The organism is Nostoc sp. UHCC 0302 (assembly GCF_038096175.1).
Classification (GTDB): Bacteria; Cyanobacteriota; Cyanobacteriia; order Cyanobacteriales; family Nostocaceae; genus UHCC-0302.
Window position 1 is genome coordinate 1629093 of the sequence record NZ_CP151099.1, and the last position, 23215, is coordinate 1652307.

The 23215-nt window shown below is 42.8% G+C and carries 19 protein-coding genes and 1 other RNA gene; 4 read left to right on the forward strand and 16 right to left on the reverse strand.

Going from position 1 to position 23215, the window contains the following annotated elements:
• Position 1: 1 nt before the first annotated feature.
• The 5 genes from WKK05_RS06725 to WKK05_RS06745 all read right to left on the reverse strand — a co-directional run bounded on the left by WKK05_RS06725 (position 2) and on the right by WKK05_RS06745 (position 9289).
• A complete protein-coding gene (locus WKK05_RS06725) occupies positions 2 to 2746 on the reverse strand; it encodes an ATP-binding protein (protein WP_341528992.1) in 2745 nt (914 codons plus the stop codon).
• A gap of 377 nt (positions 2747 to 3123) precedes the next feature.
• On the reverse strand, positions 3124 to 4959 hold the full coding sequence (sppA, locus tag WKK05_RS06730) for a signal peptide peptidase SppA (RefSeq protein ID WP_341528993.1): 1836 nt from the start codon (positions 4957 to 4959) through the stop codon (positions 3124 to 3126).
• A gap of 344 nt (positions 4960 to 5303) precedes the next feature.
• Positions 5304 to 6353, reverse strand: a complete 1050-nt coding sequence (fni, locus tag WKK05_RS06735; RefSeq protein WP_341531037.1) for a type 2 isopentenyl-diphosphate Delta-isomerase — start codon at positions 6351 to 6353, stop codon at positions 5304 to 5306.
• 174 nt (positions 6354 to 6527) lie between these two features.
• Positions 6528 to 7025, reverse strand: a complete 498-nt coding sequence (locus WKK05_RS06740; RefSeq protein ID WP_341528994.1) for a hypothetical protein — start codon at positions 7023 to 7025, stop codon at positions 6528 to 6530.
• Positions 7026 to 7375: 350 nt separating this feature from the next.
• The gene (locus tag WKK05_RS06745; RefSeq protein ID WP_341528995.1) at positions 7376 to 9289 is read right to left on the reverse strand and encodes a GTPase family protein; all 1914 of its coding nucleotides are present in this window, start codon (positions 9287 to 9289) and stop codon (positions 7376 to 7378) included.
• A 298-nt stretch (positions 9290 to 9587) separates the two neighbouring features.
• Between WKK05_RS06745 and WKK05_RS06750 the strand changes: the two genes are divergently transcribed.
• From WKK05_RS06750 to WKK05_RS06765, 4 genes are all read left to right on the forward strand, one after another.
• Positions 9588 to 9824, forward strand: a complete 237-nt coding sequence (locus WKK05_RS06750; RefSeq protein WP_341528996.1) for a hypothetical protein — start codon at positions 9588 to 9590, stop codon at positions 9822 to 9824.
• A 310-nt stretch (positions 9825 to 10134) separates the two neighbouring features.
• Positions 10135 to 11115 (forward strand): aldo/keto reductase, encoded by a 981-nt coding sequence (locus WKK05_RS06755; RefSeq protein WP_341528997.1) that lies wholly within the window; start codon positions 10135 to 10137, stop codon positions 11113 to 11115.
• A gap of 225 nt (positions 11116 to 11340) precedes the next feature.
• Positions 11341 to 12126 (forward strand): hypothetical protein, encoded by a 786-nt coding sequence (locus WKK05_RS06760; RefSeq protein ID WP_341528998.1) that lies wholly within the window; start codon positions 11341 to 11343, stop codon positions 12124 to 12126.
• Between the two features lie 158 nt (positions 12127 to 12284).
• Positions 12285 to 13517 (forward strand): DUF4336 domain-containing protein, encoded by a 1233-nt coding sequence (locus WKK05_RS06765; RefSeq protein ID WP_341528999.1) that lies wholly within the window; start codon positions 12285 to 12287, stop codon positions 13515 to 13517.
• Between the two features lie 235 nt (positions 13518 to 13752).
• Here the strand turns inward: WKK05_RS06765 and ssrA are convergent.
• The 11 genes from ssrA to WKK05_RS06820 form a co-directional block, all read right to left on the reverse strand.
• Positions 13753 to 14142: a transfer-messenger RNA gene (gene ssrA, locus WKK05_RS06770) on the reverse strand.
• Between the two features lie 379 nt (positions 14143 to 14521).
• Entirely contained in the window at positions 14522 to 15469 is a 948-nt protein-coding gene (locus WKK05_RS06775) for a F0F1 ATP synthase subunit gamma (protein ID WP_341529000.1), read from the reverse strand.
• Between the two features lie 98 nt (positions 15470 to 15567).
• Positions 15568 to 17088 carry a F0F1 ATP synthase subunit alpha gene (gene atpA / locus WKK05_RS06780; RefSeq protein ID WP_341529001.1) on the reverse strand — a complete coding sequence of 507 codons (1521 nt, stop codon included), beginning with the start codon at positions 17086 to 17088 and terminating at the stop codon, positions 15568 to 15570.
• A 237-nt stretch (positions 17089 to 17325) separates the two neighbouring features.
• Positions 17326 to 17877, reverse strand: a complete 552-nt coding sequence (gene atpH / locus WKK05_RS06785; protein WP_341529002.1) for an ATP synthase F1 subunit delta — start codon at positions 17875 to 17877, stop codon at positions 17326 to 17328.
• On the reverse strand, positions 17874 to 18446 hold the full coding sequence (locus WKK05_RS06790; RefSeq protein WP_341529003.1) for a F0F1 ATP synthase subunit B: 573 nt from the start codon (positions 18444 to 18446) through the stop codon (positions 17874 to 17876). The genes atpH and WKK05_RS06790 overlap by 4 nt, the downstream gene beginning before the upstream one ends.
• Positions 18447 to 18712: 266 nt before the next feature.
• On the reverse strand, positions 18713 to 19141 hold the full coding sequence (locus tag WKK05_RS06795; protein ID WP_341529004.1) for a F0F1 ATP synthase subunit B': 429 nt from the start codon (positions 19139 to 19141) through the stop codon (positions 18713 to 18715).
• A 184-nt stretch (positions 19142 to 19325) separates the two neighbouring features.
• Positions 19326 to 19571 (reverse strand): ATP synthase F0 subunit C, encoded by a 246-nt coding sequence (gene atpE, locus WKK05_RS06800; RefSeq protein ID WP_012411162.1) that lies wholly within the window; start codon positions 19569 to 19571, stop codon positions 19326 to 19328.
• Positions 19572 to 19715: 144 nt separating this feature from the next.
• Positions 19716 to 20477 carry a F0F1 ATP synthase subunit A gene (atpB, locus tag WKK05_RS06805; RefSeq protein WP_341529005.1) on the reverse strand — a complete coding sequence of 254 codons (762 nt, stop codon included), beginning with the start codon at positions 20475 to 20477 and terminating at the stop codon, positions 19716 to 19718.
• Positions 20478 to 20536: 59 nt separating this feature from the next.
• Positions 20537 to 21019, reverse strand: coding sequence for an ATP synthase subunit I (locus WKK05_RS06810; RefSeq protein WP_341529006.1), 483 nt, complete (start codon positions 21017 to 21019; stop codon positions 20537 to 20539).
• 478 nt (positions 21020 to 21497) lie between these two features.
• Positions 21498 to 22076 (reverse strand): PEP-CTERM sorting domain-containing protein, encoded by a 579-nt coding sequence (locus WKK05_RS06815; protein ID WP_341529007.1) that lies wholly within the window; start codon positions 22074 to 22076, stop codon positions 21498 to 21500.
• Positions 22077 to 22508: 432 nt separating this feature from the next.
• The gene (locus WKK05_RS06820) at positions 22509 to 23054 is read right to left on the reverse strand and encodes a PEP-CTERM sorting domain-containing protein (protein ID WP_341529008.1); all 546 of its coding nucleotides are present in this window, start codon (positions 23052 to 23054) and stop codon (positions 22509 to 22511) included.
• Between the last annotated feature and the right edge of the window lie 161 nt (positions 23055 to 23215).

Here is a 23215-nt window from a genome sequence, read left to right on the forward strand (position 1 = left end):
ATTAATTACCGTTAAGGTGGGGTTTTATTAATTTAATAATGGCTTTGTTATCGAGTGCTTCTGCGAGTTGCAAAACTGATTGCACAAACTGCTGATACTGTGCGTCAAGCAGTTGAAGACGTTGTGCTTCCAGTTTAATTCCCTGAATATCACCAATTCGAGCAGCACTGTAGAGCGATCGCAATTCTGCAACGGGTGGAATTACTAATGTGGCATCAATGACATCAGAAGCAGAATCATGAACAGAAATGCTTGCTGTTTCATACTGCCAAGTTAGCTGTAATTGTTGTTGAAGCTGATAAAATAATTCTTCTGATTGGACAGGTTTTGGTAAGAAATTATTTGCGCCTGCGTCGTAGCTTTGCTGGCGATCAAAGCTGAATACGCTGGCAGACGACACAATCACAGGCAGGGTTTGCCCTTTTGGTTGATTGCGTAATTCTTTAAGCATTTCTAAGCCATCCATAATAGGCATGGCGATGTCAGTAATGATTAAGTCGGGTTGATGTAGTTGATATTTGGTAAGAGCATCCTGACCATTTTCAGCTTCGATCAATTCAAAGCCTAATGGTTCGAGTAAGTTGAGAATAACAAAGCGGTTCTCCCAGCGATCGTCTACTACTAGAATTTTCTGTTTCTTGCCTTGGTAACCTACAATCTGATTTGCAGATTTAGTCGCATCCAGTTCAATCCATCCACTTGCCTCAAGTAAATCTACTTCAAACCAAAAGGTACTTCCCTCGCCAATTGTGCTTTCTACCTGCAATTGGCTACCCATTATTTGCACAATTTGCTGACTGATGGCGAGTCCTAAACCAGTACCTTCTGTCATACGTTGCTGATCACCAACCTGTTCAAAGGGCAGAAATATTTTTTCTAACTGTTGTGGAGTCATACCAACGCCCGTATCTTCAATTTGGAAACGGATGCGGTGAATGGGTAATGAGTCATTGACTACTCCGACTTTCAAGCAGACGCTCCCTTTGTCTGTGAACTTAATCGCATTACCCAGCAGATTAATTAATACTTGGCGTAGCCGTTTATCATCAGCATTAAGTGCCAACGGCAGCTTATTGCGTGGCTCAAAGGTAAAGGAAATGTCTTTTTGTTCAGCGCGGATACGAGAAATTTCAACTATACCGTTGAGAAAAGTTTCAAAGTGAAAATCTTTGGTGAAGAGTTCGAGTTTTCGAGCTTCTATTTTTGAGAGATCCAAAATATCATTAATCAGTGTTAGTAAATGGGAACTGCACTGGTGAATAATACTAACGCTGTCTTTTTGCTTCGGAGTTGCAGTTTTATCGCGTAGCAAGATTTGAGCATAACCGAGAATGCCATTGAGTGGTGTACGCAGTTCATGACTCATGTTTGCCAAAAATTCGCTCTTGGCATGATTAGCGGAATCGGCTACTAATTTAGCTGCTTGTAGTTCAGTTGTCCTTGCGGCGACACGTTGCTCAAGAGTGGTGAAAGATTCTTGGAGTTGCTTCGCCATATGATTAAATGACTTAGCCAAATTACCTAACTCTTGAATTCCTTTGACTTCGACTTGTTGATCAAGTTGTCCATTAGCGATCGCTTCACTAGCTATATTTAGTCGTTGAATCGGATAAGCAATCCAGCGGGAAGTGTAAATTCCGAGTATTGTGGCTAGAAAGAGCGCACCCAAGCAAAGCAAAATAGTTGTGCGGGTATTAGCATTAATCTGCGCCATAAAATCAGATTTTGGCACTACTACTACCACTAACCAATCCAATCCAATTTCATCTTTCCAAGGGGTAACTTGAATGAATTGGCGCTGGTTATTGAGGGTAGCTACTAGTTCTTGATTCTTCTGAATTTGACTGAAGCTACCAAATTGATCCTTTAGATGTTTAGCAGTTGCTTGTATTAGGTTATCGGTGCTTTTGAGCGCGTTAATCCGTTGTGCAACTCCTTTTACTAAGATGAAAGGTTTTTCATCACTAGAACTAGCTATGATTTGTCCATCCCGTTCTACGATAAAGATTTTTCCAGATGGACTCACCTTTAAATGCTGAAGAAAATCGCTGATATTAGATAGCAGCAGGTCAACTCCTAAAACCCCAATTATCTGTTTGTTCTTGTCATACACTGGACGGGCAGTACTAACAGAGACAAATTCTGGAGTGTCGTCCCAGTTATAAACTTTGCTCCAAACGGGTTTGCCTAAATGAACTGCTCTTAAATACCAATCTTCTTTTAGAGGTTCGTATTCGCCGTTTGTCAGTACTTTGATGCGGTTTCCCTGATGGTCTGTTTGATAAGTATTACTTTTCCCTTGGGTTCTTGGGGAAAGTTCATCGATTGTCACTCCTTGGTCTTTTATCCAACGCCCAGCACCTACATATTCGCCTGTGGTCAAGGCATAAAAAATATAGCTGACCTCATGGATCTGCATCTGTTGCCAAAAATAGTGACCTGTATTTTCCAAGTCTTGTAGATTTATCAACCCTCTTTCTACAGCATCAGCATTCATCTGATTGAGTCGCAAAGGGACTGCTAAATAGGTATCTAAATGTTGGTCTACCCGACCCCCCACTTCGCTCATTAACTGATTAACCAGATTGTTGACTGTTTTCTGCCCATTTTGCAGCGATAAATATCCTGTTAGCCCGACAACAGCAAAAATCTGTAAGACAAATGGCACAACTAGAACTAGTTGCAAAGGGATTTTCTGGTTAAAGCTATGAAACTTGACAGATTTCTGTTGCTGGGGGAGCTGCATAGGCTCAAGTCCTAACCAAAGGGACACATCTCACAGCCTTAGCATTCCCCATTTGAGTATCAAAAATTCTCAGCAGTTATACTAATTCGTAATTCGTAATACCGTTTCTCTAAAATATGACGACAGATTACAGATTAAATCAGGCAAGGAATTGCGCTTAAGCGCTACTACGTAGCTTGCTTCCACGAAGTGGTACGATGTGTTGCTTTTCTACAAGAGAATTGGTATGAGTAGTAATTCGTAATTTAATAGGCAAAAGAGAAGAATTCTTAGAGTGTGCGTAAGGCCTAATTTTAAAGAATTAGTGTAAGGGTATAGGAGAAGAAGTTTTTTCTTATAACCCCATACCCCTAGTATTTCATTTACATCCTACATCTCTACTCAATCTTTAAGTTGAAAGGCAAACGAGCATAAATTCCTTGTGGATCATTCATATTTTGCAGCATTTCTATTTCCTGTTGCAGTTTTTGGAATTCTGCATTAAGGGGATTGGATTGTTTAAGTTTTGCCTCTTCAACTCCTAAAACAGTCCGCGCCTCTTCGGTTACTCGCCCGAAAAAGCGTTCTCCAAAGCCGCTAGACCGAGGGTATTCTTGTATTTCCCAATTATCTCCGAGATTCGCCTGCTTAGCAGCGTATGCGATCGCAGTATTCAAACCGCCAATTTCATCCACTAAACCAATTTCTTTAGCTGCTACACCTGACCAAACCCGTCCTTGGGCAATCTCGGCAACTCTTTGTTCTGGCAGTTTCCGCCCCTGAGAAACTTTATTTAAAAACATACTGTAAATGCGGTTAACACTACGCTGATAAATTGCCAATTCTTGAGGTGATCTCGGACGAGAAATTGTTTGACTATCAGCATAACGTCCAGTTTTTACTGAATCCCAAGTGATACCATTATCATTTGCTAACTTCTGCCCATTGAACAGTAAGCCAAATACTCCAATTGAACCTGTAATTGTATTTGGTTCGGCAAAAATCCGATTAGAATCGCTGGCTATCCAGTAACCACCGGAGGCGGCGACATCACCCATTGAGACTACAACTGGTTTGACTTCACGAGTCAGCCGCACTTCTCGCTGCATGACTTCAGCTGCGGTGGCGCTACCACCGGGACTGTTAATCCGCAGTACAACAGCTTTAACATTATTATCTTGTCGCAGTCTGTTGAAATATTTGGCAAAGCGTTCCCCTCCTACTTCCCCAGTTTCACCTTTACCATCAACAATTTCACCTTCGGCATAAACAACGGCAATTTTATTTGCTGATTCGCGTTCTATACCCCAGGATTTACCAGGAACTTGCGCGTAGTTAGACAAGTTAATTTGCCGGAATGTTTTGTCTTTTTTCTCGCTATTTGTCAATTTTTTCAGGTCACTTACCACTTGATCCTGGTATGCTACCTGATCTACCAAACCGTTGGTTTTAGCTTCTGTTGCTTCTAGTACTGCTTGATTATCTGCGATCGCTTGCAACTGTTGGGGGTTAATTTTACGACTTGTTCCCACAGCGGCCCGCCACTCTGTCCAGACATCATCCAATAATTTCTGAGTTTGTTCGCGGTTCTCTGGACTTAACTTCGGGAGGATAAATGGTTCAACCGCTCCTTTGAATTTCCCTACACGCACGACTTGAACACCAATACCGTACTTCTGTAATGCTCCCGTTAAAAACATCGGTTGTGAACTCAAACCGTTGACTTCCATCATTCCCACAGGGTTAAGTACAACGGTATCTGCCACCGAACTTAGATAATATTCTCGTTCACTCCAGTTTCCGCCATAGGCGATAATTTTTTTACCCGCCGCCCGGAATTTCTCCAGTGCTTGACGGACTTCTTTGAGGGAAGCATAGCCAATACCACTCGCTTCGTTTGTACGCGTTCCATCTAAATAAATAGCAACAATTCGCGGATCACGTCGCGCCTTTTCTAAAGTTTCTAGAACTTTGTAAAGTGCCATCCTTTCGTCATCTACACCTGAGAGTGTGTTTTGAAGCACTTCGCTAGAACTAGGTGCGCCATCGGTGATTTTCATCGACAAGTCAAAAACCAGTACTGACTTATCTTTTACCTCTGGGCCAGTATTTTTGGAAGAGGTAGCAGCCAATATTAGCAAGAACAGTCCAGTTGTTCCCAGACCCGCGAAAATAAACAGCCCCAGTAAACTGCCGATTAAGCTAGCAAAAGTTTGTTTAAGAAAATTACGCATAATTAAGATAAGGGTTAAGAGTCAAAAATCGTAGAGACGCGATTAACACGTCTGTGCAAGAGTCAAGAGTCGAATGGCACTAAGACTCATGTAAAACCTCGTCAGGGCAGGGTGTTGGGGGTAGGGTTGCAGGTTCGTGTTTAAGACAATTAAACTTTAGTTGCGTTAAGGAGTTCAACATTTTCTTGATTCCCCAATACCTACACCCCACACGCCACACCCTCTCATCCATTTATATCAAGGGTTTACGCTTAACTTAGTGCCATTCAGTCAAGGGTCAAAGGTCAAGAGTTCATTGGACAAATGACAAATAACAAATAACTAATGACAGATGACTTATTTACCTATTCTATGCGCTGTAAATTGCCGGAGTGCTTTAACTGATACAAGCTAGTGTTGCCAGTGCAGAATAATACTGTGGTGATTTCGGCGATTAATACCTCAGCCAGTTCGTAAACTGCGGTTTCTGATGCTGCTGCTGCTTGCAAAAAAGGCATTGCTAAACCTGCTATGTCTGCTCCTAAAGCGATCGCTACCGCTACATCTAATCCATGACGCAATCCCCCGGAAGCAATTAATGGTACATCCGGCGACAGAGAGCGAATACTTGTAATACACTCTGCCGTTGGTAAACCCCAATCGGCAAACGTCTTCCCTAAACGGCGCTGCAAGGCATTTTCTGCCCGTTCGCTTTCCACTTTTGCCCAAGAAGTTCCACCCGCACCAGCCACATCAATTGCTGTCACGCCAGCCGCAATCAGTTTTTCTGCGATCGCTCCTGAAATGCCATTACCTACTTCCTTAGCAATGACTGGCACTGGCAAATCAGAGCATAATTTAGATATTTTGTCAAGCAAACCTCGAAAGTTAGTATCACCCTTGGGTTGAATGCATTCTTGAAGAGGATTAATATGTAAAATCAAGGCATCAGCCTCTAGGATATCAACTACCCGCAGGCATTCATCCAATCCATATTTATAGTTAAGTTGCACAGCACCTAAGTTGGCGAATAAGAGAACATCGGGAGCGTATTTGCGAACAGCAAATGTATCAGCCACCTGTGGTTTTTCTACCGCTACTCTTTGGGAACCAACACCCATTGCAATTTTGTAGTGTTGTGCGACTTCGGCCAAACGTTGGTTAATAATTCCCGCTTGTTCTGTTCCTCCAGTCATGGAAGAAATTAACAGGGGTGCGCCAAGGTGTTTGCCTAAGAAAATTGTACTAATATCAATATCGTTGTGGTCTATTTCTGGTAAGCAGCAATGGTTGAAGCGATAGCGTTCTAGCCCAGTGGTGACTTGATGGGACTGAACATCTTCTTCTAGACAGATACGAATATGATCTGCTTTGCGAGACTGAGTTTCTGCGGAGATGTTGGTAGGGGCGTTCACTAGTGGGTATGATTTAGAAAATTTGCTTGCGATCGCTATTGTTACATTGTTATAGTCCAATCTTATTAGCATATTTCAACACCGGTTTTTGCAGAGCGAAGATTCAGACATTGTTTTATGTCATAAGTTATAAAGGAATGTAGGTAATACTGTCTTGATATTCTGCTGATCCGCTTATAACCTCGACTTGTTCAATAAGTCGGGCATATCAGGATCTTTATACCTATAAACATCATTTTTTGCGATATTTTTATTTTTTATTAAAATATAATCATTTTTTTGCTTATCATAAGCAATGATACCAATAAAACCTTTTGGTAAATCTTCGTCCCATTTCCACAGCTTTTCAATTAAGACAGCTTGTTGATTGAATTTATACCAATAGCCATTACTATCAATTAAAATAATATCTTTGCCTTGCTTAAATAAAAATGCTGGGCTTCCTAAGCCTGCATCAGCATATAATGGTATTTGTTTTAATTGTTTTTGATTATCTTGAATAATTAGCACTTTTTCATGGTCTACAAGAAAAGGGTGCAAATTTACTACATTTACGTAAAGTTTTAAGCCATTTTTAAAGTGATAAATTTCTCCAGCTTTAGCAGTTAACAACATACTAAAAAAGGTTAAAATAAAAATTATTACTGATAATGTGATATTGAAAAATTTCATATTTTTATCCTTGTCTATTAAAGAGTGAGCTATTAATAAAATCTTCAAAAAAGATTATGGAAAAACTAATTTGTAATGACGCTCTCTACGAGACCAAGGCGTTAGTGGAGCTTTCGCTTTAACGATACACGGACTCACCTAACGTAATTCCTAATTGGGATTGTGGGAGCAGAGGGGAGAAGGAGAATAAGTACTGGCAAACGACAAATGACAAATACTTCTCTACGAGAGGCTGCGCCCTAAGCGTAGCTATGCCGCAGGCTTTACGACTTCTTTGCGAGACGCTACGCGAACGCTCAGTACAAGTGACAAATGACAAACGACCAATGACAAATGACAAATACAGTACTTTATTGTCCAAGATAGTATTCAAAGCGCTGCCGGAGTTGTTCAACTGTGAGGTTTTGACTCCAGTATTCTACTAAAGCGTGACCGAATGCCCAGGCGTTGCGCTCAGGTGAGGTGGGGTTTTCTAACAGCAGTGGCCACAGAGATAGCAACTCAAAGTTGAGCGGGTTAGAGTTACCAGTATTCAATAGCGAGAAAAGCTCATACGCCATCTGAAGTTTGCCAATTACAACAGGCAACTGTTCTACAGGAATTTGCTCTGCCAACAGATAGGCTAACTTTGGAGATCCGGTTGATAGGGTAGAAACGAACTGGAGGACAGGACTTTTGAGCAATGCCGTTAGTCCCTGTGTCGTCGCCATCTGGAAGGTGTAGTGGTCGATAATTTTCGCAGCAGCAATTGTACGGGCTTCTAGGTTACGTAAAAAGCGGGCAAGTCGGAGTTGCTTAGCAGGCGCGATCGCTTCTATTAGTCCCAAGGATAACGTTTCTACTCCCCAGGCGGCTCGACCTGTTTTGCTGTCTGCCGTAACGAGGGGTAGAACTAGATTAGAGAAGTTACCTAGTTGCTTAGCACGATACTCCGTAGCTTCCCGAATTGCAATTTCCTTTGGGCGATCGCCCCATTCCCAATCATAAGGCGGTTGCCATTCACGAATTGGACGCAGACGATCCACCTGAGTGACGATCGCAATTGTCGGTAAGTCTGCAACTTCTGCCTTCATATCTTGCAGGAAGTCCACATCCATTTGTAAGGCAGGATCAAGGGCAGGGGTGACTAACAGCAGTAAATCAGCATTGGTAGCATAATCAAGTACTAATGTTCGTAAATCTGCGCGGTTGACTTGTTCATAACCAGGTGTATCCCAAAGAGTGAGGGTTGCCCCAGTTTGAGACTGCCATTGGTAATTCTGAATGCGATCAGTGCTGGGCAAGACATCAACAGCGGCGAGATCCGCTTGAAATAGCGTGTTAATTAAGCTACTTTTTCCAGACCCGGTGCGCCCCACAAGGAGAATATTGACGGGTTTTTGCTCAACCGTTTCGGCTGGTTCTGCCTGATTGAGAATGTCTCGGAGTGCTTGAGTTTTGACTCTGGGTAAAGTTGGTGTAGATGTAGCAGATGCTGTAACAGCTAGTGTAGTACGTCCGTAGAGAGCGATCGCTTGTCGGCATAAGTTTCTGAGGGCAGCTTCTCGGACTAATTGGCTCAAATTTACTAATAATTGCTCAGTTGCTCGGTTACTAGAACCCTGACTAGCTTGTTTTGCCACAGCCGCCACAGGATTTAAAACCCACTGCGCCCAATTCCAAACCCGCCAAAATTTGCGAGCGGATGGCTCCAACTTCCGGTAAACTCCGTATGCTTGGTATGCTTGCCCAACTGTCACCTGATTCAGAACAGGGGATAAATTCTGCATCCACTGATCCATATCATCCACAGTTCCCCGAATCAATCCATAAACCTGGGGAACATAAATGTTTAACAAGGGATATTGAACTTCAGGATTGTAAATATGGGCAACTGCCACAACTAAATCTTGGCAGCGCGTCCAAAAGGTTTGCCAGTCTTCCCAAATCGGGCGATCGCTTTGTGCTGCTATGAGAATCTCCTGAAGTGCGGTTTCTGCTTGCTTAGTGGCGTCACCTTCTCTCGGTGATGTAGCTGTATCTTCCGCAGTTGATTCTAGTTCTTCGCGGACTTGTGCTAATACAGCTTCTACTTGATTTACCGCTGGTTGAGTCCACTTCACCAACAGCCAACGCCAGCCTACGAATATGAGGGTGAACACAGCCCAAATCCAGTTAATGCCCCATGCATGGATTTGCAAGCCTGCGGATATGAGTAAAAAAATGATAATGAAAGCGATCGGGGTTGCTAAGACAACCCACTGCCACGGTTTTAGTTGTACCATTGCCCCATACCTGCCAGTAAATTTTTTGTAAAAACAATAACTATTAAGTTTGTAAAGTTGCTTTTTGCAAAAATTACTCTTGTAAAAAGTCTATCGTCTCCAGTCTGTGGAGGATGTTTCGTATTCTTGGATGAGTACTAGACTGCTAGTTATATTGCTCAGTTGCTATAGGAGCAAAATTGAGTCAAATCGAAGATTTAGAGTGCGATCGCTTTTTGATGAGATTTTGGGAGATGAAGAGCGATCGCCTAGATTATTCTAGAAGTAGAGATAGCTAAATTCTTCGATTAGGGTAGCAATGAAAACCCCTGAACCAACAATTCATCCACTTGTTGTCCCAAAACATCTGCCATTTTTGGAGTCAATTTGTTGGCAAACAAGAGATGTATATCGGTTTACTCCAGAGGAAATGCTAAGTCGCTATGAGCGAGGTTGGCAATATCGCCAGATATTTAGCAATCTTGAGGGTGAAGAGCTAAATTTTCTGAAAGAACTTGTCAGACGCTATTATTCCTGGCTAGAAGCCTGTTTATGACCTTCAGGTTAGACCACCATAATAAAATAAAAATCCTCACTATTCTTGAAAGTATAAATTTTGAGGCGTTGCTGAATTTAGATATGAAATGCAAAAATCGGATACTCTCAACTCTTACTCTCTGCGTCTCTGCGCCTCTGCGTGAAACAAATTCACATTCTCACTCAGCAACGCCAATTTTGAGGTACTTAGGAATGGTTCTGCTTATTTCGGTGATGGAAAGCTTTTGAGACTCAATTTCAAGGAATATCGCCAAAGTAAGGACAATGAATTGCCTGATAATTATTAAGGCAATCTACAGAGAGCAAAGATGCAGACTCGCCAAAAATTATCCCTGCCAAGCATGGGGTGCGGAACTTGGGCATGGGGCAACCAATTGCTCTGGGGATATGACGAAAGTATGGATCAACAGTTGCAAGCTGTCTTTAATCTATGTGTAAATAACGGCGTAACTTTATTTGATACAGGAGATTCTTACGGCACTGGCAGATTGAATGGGCGCAGTGAGCTACTCTTGGGACAATTTTCTAGAGAATATTTAGGTTTTGGCAGAGAAAATATTTGTATTGCTACCAAACTTGCTGCGTATCCCTGGAGATGGACACGCAAGTCAATGGTAAAAGCTTGTAAGTTGTCTGCTCAACGCTTGGGAAGAAATGTAGATTTGGTACAAATGCATTGGTCTACGGCAAACTATGCTCCCTGGCAAGAAGGAGGGCTATTGGATGGTCTCGCCGATCTTTATGAGCAAGGTCTAGTGAAGGGAGTAGGACTATCCAATTATGGCCCTAAACGGCTCAAGCGTGTGCAGCAAAAGTTTGCTGAGCGAGGAGTCCCAATTGCCACACTGCAAGTCCAGTATTCGCTGCTGTCCACGTATCCTGTTACGGAACTAGGGCTTAAAGACGTTTGTGATGAACTGGGAATAAAACTAATTGCCTATAGCCCTCTGGCGTTGGGCTTGTTGACAGGGAAGTTCACTGAAAAAGGGTCTTTTCCCAAAGGCGTGCGAGGAATACTTTTTAGACAGCTATTACCAGGAGCGCGATCGCTTTTATCATGTTTGCGAGAAGTGGCAGAATACAGGAACAAAACCATGTCACAGGTAGCAATTAACTGGTGCATCTGTAAAGGCACAATTCCCATCCCTGGAGCGAAAACTTTAGAGCAAGCTAGGGATAATATTGGTGCATTGGGTTGGCAATTGAACTCCAGTGAAATTACTGAGTTAGATAAAGCTGCGGCGAGTGCAGATAAAAAAATGGTACAAAATATTTTCCAAACAAAGTAAAATACTTACTTTGCTCAGTGCGACCACTTATAGGTTGCTGAGGCTTGCTGTATTAGTAAGCCTCAGCTTTGCCATTGGTACAGTGCAGCCATCCTCAAAGGATAGCTGGAGCAACAAGCGATGTCTGACGCGTCTACGCATCAAGCAAGGTCTAAAAACGGCTACATCCATGCCAAATAGACTGCTGGTAATAAATTTACCCAGTGAGTAACAAAGAGGAGTGATATGCAAGTCAAAAAACTGCCCATACTTTTCTCAATATTTGTCATTGCAGTTGTTTGCTGTTTTACTTTCAGAGTCAATGCACAGATTCCAGAGACAGCCAATTTGCTCACAACTATCATTGACGATATGAAACCCTTTCATGAGGGAATACCGCATGGTGTTCCTCCAAGTTATGACTGGGCGTCTCGTCCTCGTATAGGTATGGGAGACAATCCAGAAGGCTCTAGAGCCATGATTGCATGGGGGCAACTGTATGAAGCTGCCGAAGGTAATCCTGCTTGGAATACTAGAGTTGAGATCAAAAATATCAAGGCTTATATGCTCAGTAAGCAGGATGGTAAATGGCATCTCCTTCAAAGTTCCAAAGGAGTTGAAGGGGCTGCTTTTCGAGAGGATTTTGCTAATAATACTAATCAAGTCACAGATGTGCGTTACGAGCAGGATGGTAGTATTTCAGTCAAGGCTGGCAATGGATACAACTTTCACTTTTGGTGTGAAACTGGTCGAGCGTCAATTGCTCCCGACGACGTGGATGGTATTTTTACCACTGCTCAAGCGCGGCTAAAAGTTGACAATATCCAAACACGAGACGATCGCGCTAAGGCTCGCTATTTACTAAGCATGAGCGGCGATTACTGGCCTGATTTAACTGCAAAGTGGCAGGAACGTCCTAAAATTGTGGATATAGCCATTGGCAAGTTTAAGTACGTGACCAAAGAGTGGCAGGCTTTCAATATGACTACTCTTTCTCCAACCGAAATCATTGAAAACCCACCACCAATCTAGTAGGGGTATTAGGAGTGCTGAGCTAGGAGTTAGGAGTTATTTCTCCCTCATCTCCCTACTTTCCACACTCCCTAGTCGTCAGTACCAGAATTTGCTAAACTCCAACTTCGGGGAGGGCGAATCAAAAATTTGAGGATTGGCAACTGGGGGGTCGCAGAGTGGCTGATGATGAACGCGTAGGAAACACAGAACTGTTTAATGCCAGGGACTTTTCTTGGCGATTATGGCCTGTTTTGCCACTCTACCCATTCGGCAAGCGGCGGACTATTCGCAAAGAAGTGATTAAGGACACAATCTGGACTTTTGACCAGCTTCAAGGCATTTTCTATGTTGTCGTGCCGATTCGGATGACTGTAGTTAAGTTAGATCAGGGTGGTCTGCTTGTCTATGCTCCTGTTGCACCAACGACCGAATGTATCCGGCTTGTAAATGAGTTGGTGACAGAACACGGTGATGTCAAATACATTATCTTGCCTACTATCTCTGGACTAGAACATAAGGTCTTCGTAGGCCCTTTTGCTAGATGCTTTCCCGCAGCACAGGTTTTTGTAGCTCCCAATCAATGGAGTTTTCCGCTTAATCTACCACTTAGCTGGCTTGGCTTACCTGCTAAACGTACTCAGCTATTGCCAGAAGATAGCAGCAAAGTACCTTTTGCTGATCAATTTGATTATGCAATGCTTGGGCCGATTAACCTTGGCCCAGGAAGATTTGCAGAAGTTGCATTTTTCCATAAGCGATCGCACACTTTACTAGTAACAGATTCAGTGGTTTCCATACCAGAAAATCCGCCTGCGATCGTCCAATTAGATCCATACCCTTTGCTGTTTCATGCCAAGGATAATGCATCTGATATCGTTGCAGATAATCAGGCAAACCGCCGTAAAGGATGGCAGCGGATTTCTCTGTTTGCTTTGTATTTCCAACCAAGTGCGCTGGAAATAATTGACTGGGGTGAGGTATTTCGCGATGCCTTCAAAGCACCAGAACATTCTAAGAAAGCATATTTTGGATTGTATCCTTTTAAATGGCAGGAGAATTGGCAGCGATCGTTCGATGCACTCCGAGGGAACGGGCGGTTGTTTGTCGCACCAATTTTGCAGACACTTATTCTGAACCGCGCACCTAGTGAAACTCTCAATTGGGCTGATAAGGTGGCAAGTTGGGACTTCCAGTGGATTGTTCCCTGCCATTTTGACTCACCAATCAAAGCAACAGCCTATCAATTTCGCCAAGCTTTCTCTTTCTTAGAAAGGCAGCCTGTTAGCGGTGGCGGTTTTTTCAGCAGTAGCAGTTATCCTTTGCCAGAGGAGGATTTTAAAATACTGAGGAAAATTGATTACGGTCTAAACAAGTATGGCATTGTGCCACCAGCTAAGGAAAAAACGTAACAACTTATTACCAATCTTAAAAAGAATGTGACAAACAGACCATCTGTAGAAACGCTATTCATCGCGTCTTCACCCAAGTATGTGTTGCAATCATTAATTGAATTGGTATTAGTTAAGGATTGTTTGTACAAATTTCATCTGTGTAGAGACGTTGCAATCCAAAATCTTTACTTCTGCTCATAAAACAAAGTCCATCTAGAGGTTAAAACTGCTAGATGGACTTGTTTATTATTGTAAGTGGATCCGAGCAGAGTCGAACTGCTGTCCAAATTGGGTATTGACCCCCCGCTCATTCACAGGTTTAGCCTTTCTGACCCTCAAGGCGGGAATCGTTCATTATCCCGAACGTAGGATGCTCTGATTTAATCTTAGCTAGCAAGCCAACCAGAGAACGCTTACTAGAGCATCCGTTGGGGTTTTGTCTTTAGTCCTTAACGGAGTCAAACCAAAGACGCTCGAACCTATAAGAGGTGTTTAGGCAGCTACTAGAGCGTCCTTACGAGCAAAGCTAACGATGTTATTCGCATTTACTTTTTTTTCGAGTCTTTGATTTCCGAGAGACGACTCACTCTCGACCTGAATCACAGAGCAGCGTTCGCCAACCTGTCGAAACCGTGACGGACCCGTGCACTTCATATTCTAATTATAATACGCCAGTTCTTAAATGTGTTATCAGACGAAGAATTTTGAGATTTATGTCTTTCGATTTAAGCCAGTACTGCTGAAAAACCCTCCACTGATTGTTCGCCTTACAGCCCTTTGGGCATCCTACGGCAGGCGTCTCCCCTTCTCCCAAAGGGAGAGGCTAGCGCCAAGGGAGAAGACCACGCTTATCAAAGATTTCAATCGGGACTATGACACGAAGTAATTACGAATTACGAATTACGAATTAGTAATTATTTGGTCATCTGGTCGAAAAATCCCAGCTACTAAAAATAGCTAACTGCTAATTTCCAAAAAACTAGCAATTAGCTATTAATTACAACTAGCAATTAAGTTATTCCCTAAGTTAGTGCTTCTGCACCGCCAACAACCTCAAGGAGTTCTTGGGTAATTGCAGCTTGACGTGCTTTGTTGTAAGACAGCGTTAGGGTGTTAATTAATTCACCAGCGTTTTCGCTAGCATTGCTCATGGCTGTCATTCGTGCTGCTAGTTCACTAGCTGCTGATTCTTGCAGCGCCCGCAATAACTGGTTACTCAAATACAGAGGTAACAGAGAATCCAGAATTTGTACTGGATCTTGCTCGAAAATCATATCACGAGCCAACGGGCGGACTTCGCTAGTTACCTTTTGCCGTTCGACTTGAAACTGACCGCCACGAGTTGTCAAACGGAAGATTTCATCATCAGCTGCTTCGAGACCTTGGATATCAAGGGGAACCAGGGTTTGCACTACGGGACGGGAGCTAACCAAGGAGACGAATCTAGTATAAATTAACTCAATCCGGTCTACTTTTTCTGATAAGAACAAGGAAAGCAGTTGGTCGGCAATCTCAGTGGCTTCTGGTGCGGTAGGAATTTGCTCCAAGCCACTGTAGGTTTTATCAATAGGCTGATTACGGCGTTGAAAGTATTGTGTAGCTTTGCGCCCAACAAGCACAAATGTGTAGTCTAGACCTTCTGCCTTAATTTCTTTGGCGCGGTTTTCTGCACGACGGATGACGTTATTATTGTAACCGCCACACAAACCCCGATCGCCAGATATTACCAGCAGTCCAACTGATTTAACTTCCCGTTTTCTCAGCAGTGGCAAGTCTGCTTCTTCAAAGCGCAGACGAGTTTGCAAGCCATACAATACTTGTGCCAAACGGTCAGCAAAGGGGCGAGTCAAGAGTACTTGTTCTTGGGCACGACGGACTCTCGCAGCCGCCACAAGCCGCATGGCTTCTGTGATTTTTTTGGTGTTTTTGACCGACTGAATGCGATCGCGTATTGCTTTAAGATTGGGCATATTCTTTTATTCAGAGTTAGGAGTTAGGAATTAGGAGTTAGGAGTTAGGAGTGTGTGATTAATTCCTAACTCTTAACTCTTCACTCATAACTTTATAGTTACGCTGCTGCTTTGAAGGTCTTTTTGTATTCTGTTAGTGCTTCTTTCAAAGCAGCTTCTTCTGCGTCACCTAGTGCTTTCGAGGCTTGTACTGCTTGCGCGTACTTCGTGTTACCAGTCTTCAAGTAGTCCCGCAGACCTTTGGTGAAGACGGTGACTTTATCTACAGCGATATCATCTAAGTAGCCGTTGATACCTGCATATAGAATTGCCACTTGCTCATATACGGAGAGTGGAGCGTTTTGGGACTGCTTGAGCAGTTCCCGCAAGCGTTGACCGCGTGCCAACTGATCTTGAGTGGCTTTATCTAAGTCGGAAGCAAATTGTGCGAAGGCTTGCAGGTCGTCAAATTGTGCTAGTTCCAATTTGATTTTACCGGCAACTTTTTTCATTGCCTTGGTTTGAGCGGCAGAACCTACGCGGGATACGGAAATACCAGGGTTCACTGCGGGACGAACACCAGCATTAAACAAGTCAGAAGATAGGAAAATCTGACCATCGGTGATCGAAATCACGTTGGTGGGGATGTATGCCGAAACGTCACCTGCTTGAGTTTCGATAATTGGCAGGGCGGTCATGCTACCTTTGCCCAATTCGTCACTGAGTTTAGCTGCCCGTTCTAGCAAACGAGAGTGGATGTAGAATACGTCTCCAGGATAAGCTTCCCGTCCGGGTGGACGACGCAACAGCAAGGACATTTGGCGATAAGCTTGGGCTTGCTTGGAGAGGTCATCGTAAATTACTAGGGTAGCTTTGCCTTTGTACATAAAGTACTCAGCAATAGTTGCCCCAGTGTAAGGAGCCAAGTATTGTAGTGTTGCTGGTTCACTGGCACTAGCGGCAACGACAACGGTGTAGTCCATAGCGCCTTTATCTTGCAATGTTTGGACTACGTTAGCAACAGTGGAAGCTTTTTGACCAATAGCGACGTAGACACAGACTACATCTTCTTCTTTTTGGTTGATGATTGTATCAATTGCGATCGCAGTTTTACCTGTTTGGCGGTCACCAATGATCAATTCCCGCTGACCACGACCGATAGGAATCATCGAGTCAATAGCTGTGATACCCGTTTGCATGGGTTCGTGTACAGACCGACGCGCAATAATACCGGGTGCTGGAGATTCAATCAAACGGCTTTCTGAGGACTTAATATCTCCCTTACCATCGATGGGGCGACCCAAGGCATCTACAACTCGTCCAATTAAAGCTTCTCCCACTGGCACTTGAGCAATTCTGCCAGTAGCTGTTACGGAGCTACCTTCTTGGATTTCTATCCCTTCACCCATTAACACCGCGCCCACGTTGTCTTCTTCTAAGTTTTGGGCGATGCCAACTGTGCCATCTTCAAATTCTAATAGTTCCCCAGCCATAGCCTTTTCCAGACCATAAATCCGGGCAATACCGTCACCAACTTGGAGGACGGTTCCGACGTTAGCAACTTTGACTTCTTGGTCGTATTGCTCAATTTGCTGTTGGATAATGCTGCTAATTTCGTCTGGTCTAATTGAAATGCTCATGTGTCTATCTTTTTTACTTTCGAGACGGAAGAAGTAATTTTAGTTAGGGTTAAGAGTTAGGAGTGATGAGTGAAAAGTAATGAATTGGAGGTGATAAATATAAGAGTGATGAGTTAAAAAGCAAAGTTACAAAGTTAAAAGTCAAAATAAATTACTATTTACTTAACTCCTAACTCCTAACTTCCAACTCCTAACTTCCAACTCCTAACTTCCAACTCCTAACTCCTAACTTTCTAGCTACTGGTTCAAGCGCAAGGAAAGGCGGCGCAACTGACCCCGGAGACTGGCGTCAATTACCTGCGAACCTACTTTAATGATCACACCACCGATTAATTCGCCGTCTACCTTAGTTTCTAATTCTACTTGGCGGGCATTGGTGATGGCGATGACCTTTTCTCTAACTGCCTGCTCTTGACCTTCGGTGAGGGGAACGGCTGAAGTGACTTCCGCCAATACGGTTTGATTTAACTGCCGCAACAACACCAAATACTGCTGTAAAATCGGTTCCAAGAATACAATACGCCGTCTATCTACTAATAGTAGTAAAAAGTTGCGTAAGTAGGGGTTAGAGCTTTCACTAAAGATTCGCCCGATCGCAGCCTTTTTATTCTCAGACTGAATAAAAGGGTTGCCAATAAAGTTCTGTAGCTGATTATTTTCTGAGAGCAAGCTTAGCAAAGTGCGTGCGTCTTCTCCGATCTCTTCGGTCAAGTTTTTTGACTGCGCGATCGACAACAGTGCCTGTGCGTAAGGTTGGGCTATTTCAGCTGCTGCTACCTGACTTGTCATACCCTACCTCCCAGTTGTGCGATGCTGCGGTCAATTAAACTTTGTTGAGCATCGTCGGCAATCCCACCTTTGAGTTCCGATTCGGCTTTTTGCAATGCCAAAGCAACTACCCGCTGCCGCAGTTGAGTTAGCGCTCGCTCTCTTTCGTTGTTTAAATCAGCTACTGCTGTTTGTTTCAACCGTTCTACATCTTGCGCTGCCCGCACTAACGTAGCTTCTTTCGCTGCTTGGGCGTTTTCTTCAGCAGCTTTGCGGATGCGTTGTGCTTCTGCCTGAGCCTGAGTTAACTGCTCTTGGGCTTGCGATAGGGCAGTCTGTGCCTCTTTTAAGCGTCCTTCTGCTTCCTGAATTACGGTTTCAATATTGGCTCGTCGCTCGTTCAGGATATTGCTTAAAACTTTACGTCCAAAGTAGAATAGTATGCCTATCAGAATTGCTAGGTTAATAAGATTGGTTTCTAGGATGTCTATATTTAGACCGAAACCACCTTCGGCTGCGCCTTCTGCCAATTCAGAGTGAACAGCGTTCGCTTCTGCGGCAAGTAATAAGAATGTCCCCATGATACCCATTTACAAGTGCGCTGCTCGCTTGCTAATACGGTTGTATTTTCCCTTTGGGAAATGAAGTGTCTTTTCCCAAAGGAAACAATTTGTGTTTGCCCCAAGGAAAATAAAGTGTCTTTTCCCAAAGGGAAACAATTTGTATTTTCCCAAAGGCAAATTAAAGTGTCTTTTCCCAGGGGGAAAAAGTGCCTTTTTTTGACACTTAATTAAGCGCTCTGGGACAAGCGCCCAGCTGCGCTTATGCTTTCACAGGGCCAGTTTTGTGAGTTTATCTAAACTAAAGTTGGCCCTAATAATTTTTCTAGAATCTGTCTGCTTAGAGCATCAACCTGTTGTTCTAAAGAACTAAAAGCTTCTTGCTTTTGTTGTTCTATTTCAACAGCAGCTTGTTCTCGTTGAGCTTGAGCTTCCTTTTGCGCTTCAGCGATTTTATCGGCTGTAATTTTCTTTGCTTCAGCCTGAGCTGCTTCTACAGTAGCTTGCGATTGTCTGCGAGCTTCTGCTAGTTGCTGCTCATATTCCTGGGTTAAGCGCTCGGCTTTTGCCAAACGTTCCCGTGCTTCTAGGTTATTCGTTCGGACGTAGTTGTCGCGATCGTCTAGTACCTTGGTCAGTGGCTTGTAGAAAATTACATTCAACAAAGCTGCTAATAGCAGGAACTGCAATGCCATGAAGGGCAAGGTAGCATCGAAATCAAACATTTCTCTCCTCTTTGGCTGGAGTAGCAGTTTTCATGGCTAGCAACATCGTCCAACCTTTCATATTTTAGAGACCCATAACCAACAAGGGTCAACTTAACATCAGAACTACTAAATACCCAAAATATTCCGATTTTTGTAGAGGCGTGATGATTCACGTCTCCACACTCACACAAATTTTTAGGTATTAGCCGAAGGGGTTAGCAAATAGCAACACCAAGGCAATCACTAGACCATAGATAGTCAAGGATTCCATGAAAGCCAAGGTTAATAGCAGAGTTCCTCGAATTTTTCCTTCTGCTTCAGGTTGACGAGCAATACCTTCTACTGCTTGTCCAGCAGCATTTCCTTGACCGATACCAGGGCCAATTGCAGCTAAACCAATTGCTAAAGCAGCAGCGAGAACTGAAGCAGCTTGCACTAATGGATCCATGTTGATTTTCCTTGCTTTGATTACAAAACTAACAAACGTTAACGACTAGAAACGTGTTTTTCACGCTGCACCGAGTTCTTTGATCGCGCTTTGCGAAGTTTTGAGCGCCTACGCTCGTTGGAACTGTGCTATCAACTGAGAAGCTTAATGCTCCTCATGCTCTTCTCCACCATGTCCCTCCATTGCCTCATGAATATATGCCCCAGCTAGGGTAGCAAATACCAGAGCTTGAATGGCGCTGGTAAACAAACCCAAAGCCATTACAGGCAGAGGTACAAATAAAGGAACAAGCAGAACCAGCACCGCTACTACCAATTCATCCGCCAATATATTTCCAAAAAGACGGAAGCTTAGGGAGAGGGGCTTGGTGAAATCTTCTAGAATTGCGATCGGCAATAGCACAGGTGTTGGCTCTATATATTTCTTAAAGTAGCCCAAACCCCGCTTGCTAAAACCAGCGTAAAAGTACGCTAAAGATGTTAGCAGTGCCAATGCTACGGTCGTATTGATGTCATTAGTGGGAGCTGCCAATTCACCTGATGGCAGCTTGATTAGCTTCCAGGGAATTAAAGCACCCGACCAGTTCGATACGAAGATAAACAAGAACAATGTGCCAATAAATGGCACCCAGGGGCGGTACTCTTTCTCACCAAGTTGGTTTTTTGCCAAATCCCGGATAAACTCTAGGGCATATTCCATCAAATTTTGGATGCCCTTGGGAATTCTTTGTGCGTTGCGAGTAGCAGCTATGGAAGCTATTACTAAAATGCTAATCACAAACCATGAGGTGAGAAAAACTTGCCCATGAATTTTAAGATTGCCTAATTGCCAGTAGAGATGATGACCTACTTCTAATTCGGCGAGGGGAAAAGAATTAAAGGCGTTTAAGACAGTAAGCATTTGCATTCTTCAAGCATTTTCCCCAAAAGCGAGGATGGGATTATTGTCTTTGTGAGCCTGACTTCTTAAGAATCAGGAATAAACGCAGTTTGCACTGTATAGACAAGGAGCGTGGCTTTGTAAGTTAAAAACCCCAAAAATATGGGCAAAACCTTTAACTCATGCCATTGAGTTGCTAATATAATCAACCCAACAAACAGAGCAAGACGATTTTTGCTCAGACGCTGTTTCTCACCGCCGAGTCGCTCAACGTCTTTAGCCAGCATTTTTAAGTAAACCACACCTGTACACGCTCCAATCAAATAATTCAGAGCAATGTTTAAGGAATAAAAAATCCACACAGAGATAAAAATAATCCCCGTCAAGACAAGTGTGATTACTAACAACTTTTGGTAGAGTTGATAGAACTCTTGCATAGAGTTGCTCGATTCTGTGTCTTCAGAACCAGTTTTAGCATCTTGTCGTGTTGTCGGAGTTGGTGCAATTGATTCGTCTGACAAGCTCACAGGACTTGAAACTAGTACAGCTAACTTATGATGACTGCACATTCAGTCAGCTGAATCATATCACGATCCGGTAACAATACTTTAGAAAAAAACAATTAACTTCTTGTCAGCAAACAACCACAAGCACATAAGGCGTAGGAGGTTAGACCATTTAACTTTCAGGTAGCTACAAGTGAGTAGCACAGAAAAATTGAAGTGGACAAAGGCAATGGCAAGGGCAAGAGTGGAGTGTGTACTGCCCATCTTTATATTAACTAAGAGTTATGAGCAGCGATTGGCTTTGCTAGTACGCCTTGAGCGATCGCTGTTCTTATGTAGTAAAAATTGCTTCTACTATTCAAGCATCATTACTACTTGAGAATAGCAAAGCATGAAAATTTTTTTCTCACTCCTGATTTAACCAAAAAAATACCCCTGAAAGAGCATATTAAGCGGCCAGGGGACAATATATTTTAAGTTTAAAGTTGTCAAACAGAATTTCGAAACCAGTTACACACTTGTCTCAGTGGTACTGACTAATTTATGAAGCTTTTTGGGAAGCAGCTTGCTTACGCTTCATCCACAAGCCAAACCCGCAAGCAACTAGTGAACCACCCACCGTGAAAGGTTCAGGTACAGGTGCACTGAAGTTGGAAATTGTTACATTTCCTCTGCCAGCGATGTTGTCTAATGTCTCTAATCTAAAGCCAAATACATCACCTTGAGCAAGTGTCGTGGTAAATGTCCCCTGCCCACTTTGTGTAATGTCAAAGAAAATATCTTGGACACTGCCATTCTTCACAAAGGAGAATGCATCATAGAAAGCATAATCATCCTCAGTTGCGTAATCCCATTTAAAGGTCACTGCTCCAGCAACTGGGGCTTTTACTAAGTAATCAGTCGTTCCGAAATTAGTAGAGCCGTTATCCCCACTAAACAGTTGTATCTGTTCGGGGGAACCACTAGTGTCTACAAATCCATCAGCTTCTCTGTTAATTAACGTCCATTTATTTGGATCATATACTCCTACAAAGGCTGCATCTGCTGGTTTTGCACCAATAGCTGTGAAAGAGAGGGCAATACCAGCGGTAGCAACACCAAGCTGTTTGGCTAATTTCATCCGAAGATTCTCCTAGAATTCTAAATCCTATAATTCCCGTACAAGCTCGTAGACGAGCCTTTAAAGAATGTAATCTTATAGTTTTATATACGGAAAAAGAAAAAGCTTGATTGGCTAAATCTTTACTGTATTTATGTTATTCATGAAGTTACTACAAAGTTATATTAAATTTTAATCAAATGTGTCCATAGCTACATTGACAGCGTTTTATAATATTCAACTCCATAAAATTAATTCAGTTGTTTAAAGAAATTAGCGATTGGCTTTGCCAGTGTCCCTTGGCGATCGCAATATATTTACAGTAGTTCGAGTAAAATTTTGTAGTGCAAATTATGCCCCTTAAAGAGCATTACAGACATACTCTTTAAGGGGCATAATTTTTAGCACCGAAACCCGAATGGGTGTCAATTAGGATGATAACTAGTGAATTTACTACGCTTTTTGGGAAACTGCTTGCTTACGCTTCATCCACAAACCCAACCCAAAAGCCAACATTGAACCACTGATTGTAAAGGGTTCGGGAACGGATGCTGGGAGTGTACCAGAAAAGGTTGTTGCTGTACCAGTAGGGTTTCGGCGGATAATATCCCACTGAAGCTGACCAAGTGTTGTCACAGAACTAAAAATGGAAAATTTACCGAATGTAGACAGTGTGTTTACTTTTCCAGTTTGAGCAAAGTTTATCAAATTCAAAGTCACAAAGTCAGGTTCTATCGTTACCGCTGACAGCCTATTTGGGTAGTCAGTAGTCACGTTAGTTACACCCTCCAATCCTGATAAATTTATTAATGAACCAACTCTCAGTCTTTCAAAATCACCTGGAAGGTTAGCAGAATCAAACTTGAGCGCGTAATCAAATCTGTTGCCAGATTGGCCCAAAAATGTAACACTAGCTGCTTGTGCTGAATTAGCACCAACAGCAGCGAAAGAGATTGCAACACCAGCAGTAGCAACACCTAACTGTTTAAGTAATTTCATCAAAAATTTTTCCTATAATTTTTGCTAATCACAGTACAAGCTCTTAAATGAAGCTATAAAGAATTTATTCTGTTTATATTTTTATACATAGAGGGAAAAAGCATGATTGATGAAATCTTCACTTTTTTCCATTATTCATGAAGTTAGTGTAAATAGATACT

What these genes read in the sequence shown, in the direction of transcription:
- atpB (WP_341529005.1), bottom strand. Translation starts at nt 20,477, where the DNA reads ATGCAAATGCTTACTGTCTTAAACGCCTTTAATTCTTTTCCCCTCGCC.
- WKK05_RS06760 (WP_341528998.1), top strand. Translation starts at nt 11,341, where the DNA reads ATGCAAGTCAAAAAACTGCCCATACTTTTCTCAATATTTGTCATTGCA.
- atpA (WP_341529001.1), bottom strand. Translation starts at nt 17,088, where the DNA reads ATGAGCATTTCAATTAGACCAGACGAAATTAGCAGCATTATCCAACAG.
- WKK05_RS06775 (WP_341529000.1), bottom strand. Translation starts at nt 15,469, where the DNA reads ATGCCCAATCTTAAAGCAATACGCGATCGCATTCAGTCGGTCAAAAAC.
- WKK05_RS06755 (WP_341528997.1), top strand. Translation starts at nt 10,135, where the DNA reads ATGCAGACTCGCCAAAAATTATCCCTGCCAAGCATGGGGTGCGGAACT.
- WKK05_RS06810 (WP_341529006.1), bottom strand. Translation starts at nt 21,019, where the DNA reads ATGTGCAGTCATCATAAGTTAGCTGTACTAGTTTCAAGTCCTGTGAGC.
- WKK05_RS06820 (WP_341529008.1), bottom strand. Translation starts at nt 23,054, where the DNA reads ATGAAATTACTTAAACAGTTAGGTGTTGCTACTGCTGGTGTTGCAATC.
- WKK05_RS06725 (WP_341528992.1), bottom strand. Translation starts at nt 2,746, where the DNA reads ATGCAGCTCCCCCAGCAACAGAAATCTGTCAAGTTTCATAGCTTTAAC.
- WKK05_RS06740 (WP_341528994.1), bottom strand. Translation starts at nt 7,025, where the DNA reads ATGAAATTTTTCAATATCACATTATCAGTAATAATTTTTATTTTAACC.
- atpH (WP_341529002.1), bottom strand. Translation starts at nt 17,877, where the DNA reads ATGACAAGTCAGGTAGCAGCAGCTGAAATAGCCCAACCTTACGCACAG.
- WKK05_RS06750 (WP_341528996.1), top strand. Translation starts at nt 9,588, where the DNA reads ATGAAAACCCCTGAACCAACAATTCATCCACTTGTTGTCCCAAAACAT.
- WKK05_RS06795 (WP_341529004.1), bottom strand. Translation starts at nt 19,141, where the DNA reads ATGTTTGATTTCGATGCTACCTTGCCCTTCATGGCATTGCAGTTCCTG.
- WKK05_RS06745 (WP_341528995.1), bottom strand. Translation starts at nt 9,289, where the DNA reads ATGGTACAACTAAAACCGTGGCAGTGGGTTGTCTTAGCAACCCCGATC.
- atpE (WP_012411162.1), bottom strand. Translation starts at nt 19,571, where the DNA reads ATGGATCCATTAGTGCAAGCTGCTTCAGTTCTCGCTGCTGCTTTAGCA.
- WKK05_RS06790 (WP_341529003.1), bottom strand. Translation starts at nt 18,446, where the DNA reads ATGGGTATCATGGGGACATTCTTATTACTTGCCGCAGAAGCGAACGCT.
- sppA (WP_341528993.1), bottom strand. Translation starts at nt 4,959, where the DNA reads ATGCGTAATTTTCTTAAACAAACTTTTGCTAGCTTAATCGGCAGTTTA.
- WKK05_RS06815 (WP_341529007.1), bottom strand. Translation starts at nt 22,076, where the DNA reads ATGAAATTAGCCAAACAGCTTGGTGTTGCTACCGCTGGTATTGCCCTC.